Annotated in this window: 8 protein-coding genes and 3 tRNA genes; 8 read left to right on the forward strand and 3 right to left on the reverse strand. The window is 69.9% G+C overall.

What is annotated here, in order from left to right; genetic code table 11:
* Positions 1-112: 112 nt before the first annotated feature.
* Both D577_RS0113140 and D577_RS0113145 read right to left on the reverse strand, forming a co-directional pair.
* Positions 113-2,398, reverse strand: coding sequence for a YgiQ family radical SAM protein (locus tag D577_RS0113140; protein WP_018947928.1), 2,286 nt, complete (start codon positions 2,396-2,398; stop codon positions 113-115).
* Positions 2,399-2,499: 101 nt separating this feature from the next.
* Entirely contained in the window at positions 2,500-4,089 is a 1,590-nt protein-coding gene (locus tag D577_RS0113145; RefSeq protein WP_018947929.1) for a glutamate synthase-related protein, read from the reverse strand.
* A 153-nt stretch (positions 4,090-4,242) separates the two neighbouring features.
* Between D577_RS0113145 and pdxH the strand changes: the two genes are divergently transcribed.
* The 3 genes from pdxH (at position 4,243) to D577_RS0113160 (ending at position 5,437) form a co-directional block, all read left to right on the forward strand.
* Positions 4,243-4,887, forward strand: coding sequence for a pyridoxamine 5'-phosphate oxidase (pdxH, locus tag D577_RS0113150; protein ID WP_018870748.1), 645 nt, complete (start codon positions 4,243-4,245; stop codon positions 4,885-4,887).
* Between the two features lie 157 nt (positions 4,888-5,044).
* A tRNA-Ser gene (locus D577_RS0113155) sits at positions 5,045-5,134 on the forward strand.
* Between the two features lie 228 nt (positions 5,135-5,362).
* Positions 5,363-5,437 (forward strand) — tRNA-Val (locus D577_RS0113160).
* A 284-nt stretch (positions 5,438-5,721) separates the two neighbouring features.
* Here D577_RS0113160 and D577_RS0113165 read toward each other — a convergent pair.
* A tRNA-Ser gene (locus D577_RS0113165) sits at positions 5,722-5,811 on the reverse strand.
* Between the two features lie 302 nt (positions 5,812-6,113).
* Between D577_RS0113165 and D577_RS0113170 the strand changes: the two genes are divergently transcribed.
* The 5 genes from D577_RS0113170 to D577_RS0113190 all read left to right on the forward strand — a co-directional run bounded on the left by D577_RS0113170 (position 6,114) and on the right by D577_RS0113190 (position 11,208).
* Entirely contained in the window at positions 6,114-8,216 is a 2,103-nt protein-coding gene (locus tag D577_RS0113170; protein WP_018947930.1) for a SulP family inorganic anion transporter, read from the forward strand.
* Between the two features lie 93 nt (positions 8,217-8,309).
* Positions 8,310-8,999: a Bax inhibitor-1/YccA family protein gene (locus D577_RS0113175; protein WP_018947931.1), complete on the forward strand. Its 690-nt coding sequence runs from the start codon at positions 8,310-8,312 to the stop codon at positions 8,997-8,999.
* Positions 9,000-9,108: 109 nt separating this feature from the next.
* Positions 9,109-10,116, forward strand: coding sequence for a D-2-hydroxyacid dehydrogenase (locus D577_RS0113180; protein WP_018947932.1), 1,008 nt, complete (start codon positions 9,109-9,111; stop codon positions 10,114-10,116).
* A 19-nt stretch (positions 10,117-10,135) separates the two neighbouring features.
* Positions 10,136-10,375, forward strand: a complete 240-nt coding sequence (locus D577_RS0113185) for a SlyX family protein (protein ID WP_018947933.1) — start codon at positions 10,136-10,138, stop codon at positions 10,373-10,375.
* A 14-nt stretch (positions 10,376-10,389) separates the two neighbouring features.
* A complete protein-coding gene (locus tag D577_RS0113190; protein WP_018947934.1) occupies positions 10,390-11,208 on the forward strand; it encodes a class I SAM-dependent methyltransferase in 819 nt (272 codons plus the stop codon).
* Positions 11,209-11,331: the final 123 nt, after the last annotated feature.

Consider the following 11,331-nt stretch of genomic DNA (forward strand, 5'->3'; position numbering starts at 1 on the left):
CCCGATCGGCCGGAGGGCCGGCCTCCTACCGCTCCCCGAACCGTCCGTAGGAGGCCAGCCCCTGGCCGATCCGGCACCGGACCTGCCCCCGATCGGCCGGGGGGCCGGCCTCCTACCGTTTGCCCGGGCCCTTCTTCGGGCCACCCTTGCGCCCCGTCTTGCGGCCGGTCGGCGCTGGCCGCGCCGCCTTCTCCACCCCCAGGTGCTGGGTACGCACCTCGCCGCCGCGCTGCCGGAGCGCCTTGCCGCCGCGGGTCACGCGCCCGCCGGCGGCCGGTCGCGCCCCGCCGCCCTTGCTGCCCCCCTTGCCGCCGGTACCCGCCGGCTGCCAGGTGGGGATCAGGTGATGCTTGCCGTTGCCGATCAGATCACGCCGACCCATGCGCTTCAGCGCATCGCGCAACAACGGCCAGTTATCCGGGTCGTGATAGCGCAAAAACGCCTTGTGCAGCCGCCGCGCCCGCGCCCCGCGGGCCACGGAAAGCCGTGAATCGGCCCGGCGCCGGACACCGCGCAGCGGGTTGCGCCCGGTGTGCCACATCGCGGTGGCCAGGGCCATGGGACTGGGCAGGAAGGCCTGCACCTGGTCGGCGCGGAAGCCGTTGCGCTTGAGCCACAGGGCAAGGTTCAGCATGTCCTCGTCGGTGGTGCCCGGATGCGCGGCAATGAAGTACGGGATCAGGTACTGCTCCTTGCCCGCCGCCTTCGAGTACTTCTCGAACATCGCCTTGAAGCGGTCGTAGGTACCCATCCCCGGCTTCATCATGTGACCGAGCGGGCCCTCCTCGGTGTGCTCCGGGGCGATCTTCAGATACCCGCCGACATGGTGCGTCACCAGCTCCTTCACGTATTCCGGCGACTCGATCGCCAGGTCGTAGCGCAGACCCGACGCGATCAGCACCTTCTTCACCCCCGGCAGCTCGCGCGCCTTGCGATACAGGCGGATCAGCGGCGCATGGTCGGTGTTCAGATTGGAACAGATCCCGGGATACACGCAGGACAGGCGCCGGCAGTTCTTCTCGATCTCCGGGTCCTTGCAGGCCAGGCGGTACATGTTCGCGGTGGGCCCGCCCAGATCCGAGACCACCCCGGTAAAGCCCTCCACGCGATCGCGCATCTCCTCGATCTCGCGCAGGATGCTGTCCTCCGAGCGGCTCTGGATGATGCGCCCCTCGTGCTCGGTGATGGAACAGAAGGTGCAGCCGCCAAAGCAGCCGCGCATGATGTTCACCGAGAAGCGGATCATCTCCCAGGCCGGGATGCGCGCATCGCCGTAGGACGGATGCGGGGCGCGCGCGTAGGGCAGGTCGAACACCGCGTCCATCTCCGGGGTCGACAGCGGCACCGGCGGCGGGTTGAGCCACAGCTCCTTGTCGCCGTGGCGCTGCACCAGCGCCCGCGCGTTGCCCGGGTTGGTCTCCAGGTGCATCACCCGCGAGGCATGGGCGTACAGCACCGCGTCACCCTTCACCTGCTCGAAGGCCGGCAGGCGGATCACGGTGCGGCTGCGCGGCGTGCCCTTCGGGATCTCGCGGTGGAAGCGCACCACCTGCGCTTCGGCATCGCCCCCGGATCCCGTGCCCGATTCCTGCCCGCTCGCGCAGGCCTGCGCCGAGGTCTCCGCATAGGGATCCGGGTTCGCGTCCACCGGCCCCGGGGTATCCACCTCGGAGGAATCCAGCACCACGTGATCGCCCGGCACCCGGTCGCGCAGGAACGCGGTGCCGCGCAGATCGTTGATCTCGCGCGGATGCTCGCCCCCGGCCACCCGATGCGCCAGTTCCACCAGCGCGCGCTCGGCGTTGCCGAACAGCAGGATGTCCGCGCGCGAATCCAGCAGCACCGAGCGGCGCACCTTGTCCTGCCAGTAGTCGTAATGGGCGATGCGCCGCAGGCTCGCCTCGATCCCGCCGATCACCACAGGCACGTCGCGGAAGGCCTCGCGCACCCGCTGGCTGTACACGATCACCGCGCGATCCGGGCGCTTGCCGTGCACGTCTCCGGGGGTATAGGCATCGTTGGAACGCTTCTTCCGCTCCGCGGTGTAGTGGTTGACCATCGAGTCCATGTTCCCGGCGGTCACGCCGAAGAACAGGTTCGGCCGCCCCAGCGCTCGGAACGGCTCGGCCGAGGTCCAATCCGGCTGGGCGATGATGCCGACGCGAAAGCCCTGCGCCTCCAGCAGCCGGCCGATGATGGCCATGCCGAAGCTGGGATGGTCGACATAGGCATCCCCGGTGACCAGCACGATGTCGCAGGAATCCCAGCCGAGCTGGTCCATCTCCTCGCGCGTGGTCGGCAGGAACGGCGCCGTGCCGAAGCGTTTGGCCCAGTACGGACGGCGGTCGAACAGACCGGGCACGGTCTCGTCGGCGATAACGGGTACGGATGCGGACATGCGGCCTCGTTCCGGGGATTCCGGAGCACTGCGATCGGGTAATCGCGTATTACACGCGCGCGCGGCCCGGGCTTCAACCGGACCCGCGCGCGGCAGGGGCTTCACACGTGCCGTGCGTCGCGCACGCCGGCGTACTGCACCCCGGCCAGACGGGCCAGATCGCGATCGAAGGTCGACAGATCGTTGGGGCCGAAGTCCTCCAGCCGCGCATGGCCGCAAGCCCGCGCCAGGACGCGCGCCAGCTCCGTGGCGTCGGTCAGGAACCGGCCCAGACGCGCCGCCCCGGTCTCCACGTCCAGGCGCGCACGCAGCTGCGGGTCCTGGGTGGCCACGCCGGTCGGGCACCGATTGGTGTGGCAGATGCGTGCACCCACGCAGCCGATCGCCTGCAGCGCGGCGTTACCCAGGGCCACCCCGTCGGCGCCCAGCGCCAGCGCCTTGACCCAGTCCGCCGGCGTCCGCAGCCCGCCGGTCACCAGCAGCGTCACGCGGCCCGAGGCCCCGGTGGCATCCATGTGCCGGCGTGCGCGCGCCAGCGCCGGGATGGTCGGCACCCCCATGTGGTCACGCAGCAGCGCCGGCGCAGCCCCGGTGCCGCCTCCACGGCCATCCAGGATGATGTAGTCGGCACCCGCATCCAGAGCAAAATCGATGTCCGCCTCGATGTGATGCGCGGCCAGCTTGAAACCCACAGGGATCCCCCCGGAGCGCTGCCGCACATCATCAGCGAAGCGACGGAAATCCTCCGGCGTGCGCAGCCCCGGATCGGCGGGTGGCGACACCGCGTCCCGTCCGGCCTCGATCCCGCGTGCCTGCGCGATCTCGTCGGAAACCTTGCACCCGGGCAGCACGCCGCCCACGCCGGTCTTGGCCGCCTGCCCCGCCTTGAAATGGAAGGCCTGCACGCGTTCGGGCACGGAATCGTCGTAACCGAAATGCGCCGGCCCCAGCTCGAACAGATAGCGCGACGCCACCTCCGTCTCCTCCGGCAGCATCCCGCCCTCGCCGGAACATACCCCGGTACCGGCCTGTTCCGCGCCCCGCGCCAGCGCCATCCGCGCCTCGCGCGACAGCGACCCGTAGCTCATGTCGGTCACCAGCCAGGGCATGGACAGCCGCAGCGGCCGCTGCGCCTGCGGCCCGATCACCAGCTCGGTGGCCACCTCGGCACCGGCCTCCAGCGGCCGGCTCGCCAGCTGGGCCGCCAGCAGCTGCAGCGCATCCCAGGTCGGCAGCTCGTCGCGCGGCACGCCCATCGCCACCGTGGGCCCGTGCGCACCCAGCCCTTCCAGGCCGTCGCGCGCCAGGGCATGGATGAACTCGACATGCGGCTCGGTCGCGGTCGCGCGCGGGTCGGGCGGTGCGTCGGACCCGCCGGCCCCGTCGCCCGCATCGTTCCCGGCGTTCCCGCCCGGCTCCGACGCGGGTTCCGGCGCCTCCCCGACCTGCGCGTCCAGTCCGGCGTGCGTGCCATCACAATAGGGCAGATTGCCCGACTGCTTGCACTGGCAGAGGAACGCCTCGCCATCCTCCTGCGCGGTAAACGCCAGCGGGCCCAGGCCCGTCCCCGCGTGGGAACCGTCACAGAACGGCTGGTTCGCCGAACGCCCGCAGCGGCAGAAGTAGTACTCCTTCCCCTTCTCCAGCTCCACGCCACGCGGTTCCAGTGCCGCAATCACGGGTCGGCTCATCGTGTCCTCCTGTCGGGTTGTCCGGCTCACCCGACATGAACCCACAAACCCGCACCCCGGCGCAAACCGCCCGGCCCGGCCGCCCCGTCTGGGCGCAATGACGCCCGCGGGCGTATCATGAGCGATCGTGCCATCTGCCCCCGGGAGCCCCGCATGAACCAGGTCGACCACCGCAACACCCGCCGCGACTACACCCGCGCCGAGCTGCGCCGCAGCGACCTGACCGCGGAGCCCGCACAGCTGCTGGCCCGCTGGCTGGAAGAAGCGCGCGAGGCCGGCAACCCCGATCCCACCGCCATGACCCTGGCCACCGCCGACGCCGACGGCCAGCCCTCGGCGCGCATCGTCCTCTTCAAGCATTTCGAGGGCGAAGGCCTTTGCTGGTACACCGACTCGCGCAGCCACAAGGGCCGCGACCTCGCCGAGAACCCCCGCGCCGCGCTGCTGTTCTACTGGCCCGAGACCGAACGCCAGATCCGCGTCGAGGGCAGCGTCAGCGCCCTGCCCGCCGAGCTCGCGGACGACTACTTCACCCAGCGGCCCGGCGGCAGCCGGCTGGCCGCCGCCGCCTCCCTGCAGAGCCAGCCGGTGGATGACCGCGCCACCCTGGAGCAGCGCGTGAAGGACCTGGAACAGCAGTACCCCGACGGCAACGTCCCCCGCGACCCGGCCTGGATCGGCTACCGCCTCGCGCCCGAGCTCTTCGAATTCTGGCAGGGCCGCGCCAGTCGCCTGCACGACCGCTTCACCTACCATCACAACGGCGAACACTGGGAAATCACCCGCCTGATGCCCTGAACCGGTGCTCCTGAAGCGCGCCATGCAGACGGCCCCCATGCGGGAGCCGGGTTCCCTCACCGATTATCCACGGCAACCCTACCGCCCCCGCCTCCGAATCTGCTAGGATGCGCAGCGCTACTGGCGACGGTCGCAACAACCGACCGGGTCGGAGCACGGAGAGGTGCCGGAGTGGTCGAACGGGGCGGTCTCGAAAACCGTTGTACGCGCGAGCGTACCGAGGGTTCGAATCCCTCCCTCTCCGCCAGAATTCCGCAGGAGCGTGCTTGCACGCGAAAAAGGGGCCCGAGCGGCCCCTTTTCTATGCGCATCCCCCCCGCAGGCGCCCGTGAACATGCCCGCAGGAGGCCGGCCCTCCGGCCGATTCCCCGTCCGGCCAACCCCTGCGCCCGATCGGCCAGAGGCTGGCCTCCTACCTACGGGCGTTCATCCCCTTGACCGGACGCCGCCGGAGCCTTAAATTACGCATCTTCCGGGGCGGTTAGCTCAGCGGTAGAGCACTGCCTTCACACGGCAGGGGTCGCTGGTTCGAACCCAGCACCGCCCACCAGATTTCCCGGAGAAGCGGCCCGTGGCATTGCCCGGGCCGCTTTTTCGTGTGGGGTAATGCCCGGTGAGGTGTCGGCCCTGTGGGAGGCCAGCCCCCTGGCCGATTGTGGGAGGCCAGCCCCCTGGCCGATTGTGGGAGGCCAGCCCCCTGGCCGATTGTGGGAGGCCAGCCCCTGGCCGATTGTGGGAGGCCAGCCCCCTGGCCGATTGTGGGAGGCCAGCCCTCTGGCCGATCGGGCTCGGGATATGCCACATCGGCCAGAGGGCTGGCCTCCTACGGAATTCTGGCGGAGAGGGAGGGATTCGAACCCTCGAGGGGCTTGCACCCCTGCCGGTTTTCAAGACCGGTGCAATCAACCACTCTGCCACCTCTCCGGAGGCGCACATTCTCCGCGAGCATCCCGCGGCTGGCAACTCGCCGGAAAACCGGCCCGGGCCTCCTTTCATATATACGGCCCACAATGCGTCGCATAGAAAGAGTTTGATAGAAGAAAATAACGATCTTCCGTAAAATCACGGCCCTGTCCTTCCCTGCCGGGTCCGCCTCCCGCGATTCGGCACCGGCGCCGAGCCTCCTGACGCGACGCCGGACGAAGACGCCGCGGCCCCGGCCGCCGGCACGAACTTAGTGACCGCCCCGGGGACCGGCGCCGGGGCGCAACCCGAGGCCGACCATCATGAATTCGATGCTGCTCAATCTGTTTCCCTTCCTGCGCTGGCGTCCCACCAAGGACACCATCAACGCGGATCTGATTGCCGGCATCTCCGTCGCCCTCGTCCTCATCCCGCAGTCCATGGCCTACGCCCAGCTGGCCGGTCTGCCGCCGGTCTACGGACTGTACGCCTCCCTGCTGCCGGTGATGATCGCCGCCCTCTGGGGCTCTTCGAACCAGCTGGCCACCGGCCCCGTGGCGGTGGTCTCGCTGCTGACGGCCTCGGCATTGATCCCGCTCGCCGCCGAGGGCTCGTCCGAGTTCATTGCCCTGGCGATCGTGCTGGCCTTCCTGGTGGGAGTGGTCCAGCTGGTCCTGGGACTGTTCCGGCTGGGCTCGATCGTCAGCTTCATCTCGCATCCGGTCATCGTCGGCTTCACCAACGCCGCGGCCATCATCATCGCCCTCTCGCAGCTCAACAAGATCCTGGGCGTCCCGGTCGACACCAGCGGCCACTTCATGGTCGGCCTGTGGGGCGTGGTGCAGCAGATCGGCGACGTGCACCTGCCGACGCTGGCCTTCGGCCTGGGCGCGATCGCGCTGATGGTCGCCATGAAGCGCGTGGTCCCGAAGATCCCCGGCGTCCTTGTCGCCGTGGTCGTCACCATCCTCATCAGCTGGGCCATCGGCTACGAGCAGAAGGCCGAAGTGGCGGCCGACCGGGTCGCACCGGCCGACGTGGTCGCCCTGGCCGAAGAGGTCGACTCTCGTTCCGGCGCGCTGGCCGACATCGAACAGCGCATCCGCGAGCTGGAGGCCGAGGTCGACGAGGTCGAACGTGCCGAGGCGGTACGCATCCGCCACGAGATCGACACCCTCGGCCTGGAGCGCGACGAACAGCGCAGCGAACTGCGCGATCTGCGCGACCAGCTCGGCGCGATCAGCCTGCGCCGTGTCCCCGGCGAAGACGACGCCCCGGCCCGCTTCATCCGCGAAGACCACCTGACCGACGCGGAACGCGAACAGGCCGACAGTACCGACTGGCGCATCGAACGGGTCGACAACGACACCATCCACCTGGACGGTGGCGGCAACGTGGTCGGCAGCGTGCCCCAGGGCCTGCCTGCTCCCACCCTGCCGGAGCTGAGCCTGGGCAACATCACCATGCTGCTCACCAGCGCCTTCGTCATCGCCCTGGTCGGCTTCACCGAGGCCATCGCGATCGCCAAGGCCATGGCCGCGCGCACCGGCCAGCGGCTGGACCCCAGCAAGGAGCTGATCGGGCAGGGCCTGGCGAACATCTCCGGGGGCTTCACCCAGGGCTATCCGGTGTCGGGGTCGTTCTCGCGCTCGGCGGTCAACCTCAATTCCGGGGCCAAAACCGGCCTGTCGTCGGTCTTTACGGCGGTGATCATCGGCATCGCCCTGCTGTTCCTGACCCCGCTGATCTACCACCTGCCGGAGGCCGTCCTCGCCGCCATCATCATGATGGCCGTCGCCGGGCTGGTGAACTTCAAGGCGATCAAGCACGCCTGGGTGGCCAACAAGCACGACGGCATCGCCGCCATCGTCACCTTCCTGGCGACCCTGGCCATGGCCCCCAACCTGGACTACGGCATCCTCACCGGGGCGGGCCTCGCGATCATCCTGTATCTCTACCGTTCGATGCAGCCGCGCGTGAGCGAACTGGCCCGCTACGAGGACGGCACCCTGCGCGAGGCGCGCCGCTACGGCCTGCAGACCGACGAAAAGATCGCGCTGATGCGCTTCGACGGTTCGCTGTACTTCGCCAACGTGCCCTACTTCGAAGACGCGGTGCTGGACCTGGCCGCCAGCCATCCGCAGGCGAAATACATCATCATCGTCGGCAAGGGGATCAACGAGATCGACGCCTCCGGCGAGGAGACCGTGCACCAGCTCGTGCATCGGCTGAAGGCACGCGGCGTCACCCTGGTGTTCGCCGGCGTGAAGGCCCAGGTGCTGGAGGTGATGGAACGCACCGGCCTGGACGAGCTGATCGGCAAGGACAACATCTTCCGCAGCACCGACCGGGCCGTCGAAGTCTGCCGTGAACGCGTGGGCGAAACGCGAGTCGAAGAACAGACCGGCCAGGAGGGCCGGAGCTGATCCGGGCCCGGCCCAGAGTCCGGCGCGGGTGGCTGCACGGCGCGGCCCTCGGCTGTACACTGACCGCATATTGAACCCAAGGAGGAAACGACCGTGTCCAGAGACCAGATCGTCCGCTCGAAACGGAACCCGTCCAGCACGGGCTCCATCGGCGAGACCATTTCCACCAACAAAGTCATCCGCCAGACCTACACCCTGCTGGCCCTGACCCTGGCCTTCAGCGCGGTCACCGCCTTCGTCGCCATGGCCATCGGCGCCCCGCCGGTCCACTGGATCGTGATGCTCGGCGTGCTGATCGGCGGCCCGTTCGCCATCCACTTCACGCGCAACTCGGTCTGGGGCCTGGTCCTGACCTTTGCCTTTACCGGCATCCTCGGCTTCTTCCTCGGCCCGATCCTGAGCATGTATCTGGGACTGCCGAACGGCCCGCAGATCGTCGGCAACGCGTTCACCGCCACTGCCGTGGCATTCATCGCGCTGTCCGGCTATGCGCTGGCCACCAAGAAGGACTTCAGCTTCCTCGGCGGCTTCATCGTCGTGGGCCTGATCGTGGCGCTGCTGGCGATCGTCGCCAACATCTTCCTGGCGATCCCGGCGCTGTCGCTGGCCATCTCCGCGGCCGTGGTGCTGCTGCTGTCGGCGGCCATCCTGTTCGACACCAGCCGCATGATCCACGACCAGGAGACCAACTACGTGGTGATGACGGTGTCGCTGTACGCCAACCTGTACGTGATGTTCCTGCACATGCTGAACCTGTTCCACGCCTTTATGGGCGAGAACTGACGCGCCGGCCGAGCCCGGACCCTCCCGGACTCGCCAGCACGCGGGCCCCGCTCCGGCGGGGCCCTTTTTGTTGGCCCCTGCCCTCCGCCCGATCGCAACACTGAACCTCATGGCCCAACCGAACCTGTCCTCCGCCCCCCGCGCCGTCTTCCTGGACACGGCCACCGTCGACCGCGACGACCTGGACTTCGCCCCGCTGGACCGCGCTGCTCCGGACTGGGTGCGCCGGGAACGCACGCCCGCCGACCCCGACGCCATCATCGAACGCCTGAGCGGGGCCGACATCGCCATCACCAACAAGGTCGTCCTCGACCGCGAGGTGCTCGAACGCAGCCCGCATCTCAAGCTGATCTGCGCGGCCGCCACCGGCTTCAACAACATCGACGTGGCGGCGGCGCGCGAGCTCGGCATCGCCGTGACCAACGCCCGCGACTACGCCACCGACTCGGTGGCCCAGCACGTGATGGCCCTGCTGCTGACCCTGGTCACCCGGCTGGACGACTACCGCGCCGACATCCGCGCCGGGCGCTGGAGCGAGTCCGACCAGTTCTGCCTGCTCGACCACCCGATCCGCACCCTGTCGGGCATGCGCATGGGCATCGTCGGGCGCGGCGTCCTCGGGCAGGCCACCGCGCGCCTGGCCGAGGCCTTCGGCATGCAGGTGCGCTACGCCCGCAGCCTGCGCGACGCCGAACCCGCCGCGGATCCTGCCGCGGATAACGGGCGCGTCCCCCTGCCGGAGCTGCTGGAGACCAGCGACGTGATCTCGCTGCACTGCCCGCTGACCGACGCCACCCGCAACCTGATCGACGAAGACGCCCTGGACCGCCTGGGCCCCGATGGCCTGCTGATCAACACCGCCCGCGGCGGCCTGGTGGAGCCGCGGGCCCTGGCCGAAGCCCTGCGCGAGAAACGCATCGCCGGCGCCGGCATCGACGTGCTCGAGCCGGAACCGCCGCCGCCCGATCATCCCCTGCTCGCCCCCGACCTGCCGCGCCTGGTGCTGACCCCGCACACCGCCTGGGCCGCGCGCTCGGCACGACAGGCGGTGCTGGAGGAGATCGCCGCCAACATCCGCGCCTTCGCCGCCGGCGAGACGCGCAACCGCGTTGACTGAACGCGCACCGGGAGCCCGCATGGCCGCCAGCGACCCCACCCCCGAACAGCGCATCGCGACCCTGGAAGAACGCCTGGCCTACCTGGAGTTCACCCAGGAGGAACAGGCCCGGGTGCAGGCCGAACTGCAGCAGGAGAACCAGGCCCTGACCCGGCAGATCGAATGGCTCCACGGCCGCCTGCGGGCGCTGGAAGCCGCCGCCGGTGATGGAAGCGCGGGCGGGCAGGACACCCCCGAACCCCCGCCACCGCATTACTGACCGCGGCCCCGTCGATGACCCTCGAACTGCGCCCGGTCCCGGAAGACGATCCGCGCGCCCGGGAGCGCACCCGGACCCTGCAGCGCCGGCTGGAAGCCGCCGGCTACGTCCATGGCGGCGACGCGGCGCTGACCCTGGAAGTGGAAGCGGACTGCCTGAGCCTGGTTCTGCAGGGCGGAAAGACGCCGCTGCGCCTGACCCCGGACTTCGTGCGCGGCCGGCAGGGCTACCGCCACGCCCGCGCGGCCCACGAGACCCTGGTACGCGCCGTGGGGCGCGTCGGCGAGCACGCGCACATCATCGATGCCTCCGCCGGACTGGGCCGCGACACCCTGCTGCTGGCCGCGCGGGGCTGGCAGGTCAGCGCCTTCGAGCGGCATCCGGTCGTCGCCCTGCTGCTGGAAGATGCCCTGCAGCGCGCCGCACACGCCGGTGACCCGGCCCTGGCCGCCAGCGCCGCACGCGTGCAACTGTTCCCGCAGGCATTCGCCGCCGACGCCCTGCCCGCGCCTGCCGATGCGGCGGTGTTCGACCCGATGTTCCCGCAGCGGCGCAAGAACGCCGCGGTCAAGAAAGACATGCAGGTCCTGCAGGCGCTGATGGAGGCCCCGGACCAGCGTCCGGACCAGGCATCCCCGGCGAAAGACGCTGAAGAACACGATGCCGCAAGCGATACGGAAAGCGACGCGGCCGCCACGCTCGCCGCGCTGATCCCCGCCACCCGCGGCCGCGTGGTGGTCAAGCGCCCCGCCGGGGCCGCCCCTCTGCCCGGCACCACGCCGGTCTCCGCCATCCAGGGCCGCGCAGTACGCTTCGACCTCTACCGCGCCTGATCGGCCAGGGGGCTGGCCTCCTACAGGCCGAACCCTGCCCCCCGTAGGAGGCCGGCCCTCCGGCCGATTCCCCGTCCGGCCAACCCCTGCGCCCGATCGGCCAGGGGGCTGGCCTCCTACAGG

It is taken from the genome of Thioalkalivibrio sp. AKL17 (assembly GCF_000377885.1).
GTDB lineage: Bacteria > Pseudomonadota > Gammaproteobacteria > Ectothiorhodospirales > Ectothiorhodospiraceae > Thioalkalivibrio > Thioalkalivibrio halophilus.

What these genes read in the sequence shown, in the direction of transcription:
- D577_RS0113145 (WP_018947929.1), bottom strand. Translation starts at nt 4,089, where the DNA reads ATGAGCCGACCCGTGATTGCGGCACTGGAACCGCGTGGCGTGGAGCTG.
- D577_RS0113140 (WP_018947928.1), bottom strand. Translation starts at nt 2,398, where the DNA reads ATGTCCGCATCCGTACCCGTTATCGCCGACGAGACCGTGCCCGGTCTG.
- D577_RS0113170 (WP_018947930.1), top strand. Translation starts at nt 6,114, where the DNA reads ATGAATTCGATGCTGCTCAATCTGTTTCCCTTCCTGCGCTGGCGTCCC.
- D577_RS0113180 (WP_018947932.1), top strand. Translation starts at nt 9,109, where the DNA reads ATGGCCCAACCGAACCTGTCCTCCGCCCCCCGCGCCGTCTTCCTGGAC.
- D577_RS0113185 (WP_018947933.1), top strand. Translation starts at nt 10,136, where the DNA reads ATGGCCGCCAGCGACCCCACCCCCGAACAGCGCATCGCGACCCTGGAA.
- D577_RS0113190 (WP_018947934.1), top strand. Translation starts at nt 10,390, where the DNA reads ATGACCCTCGAACTGCGCCCGGTCCCGGAAGACGATCCGCGCGCCCGG.
- pdxH (WP_018870748.1), top strand. Translation starts at nt 4,243, where the DNA reads ATGAACCAGGTCGACCACCGCAACACCCGCCGCGACTACACCCGCGCC.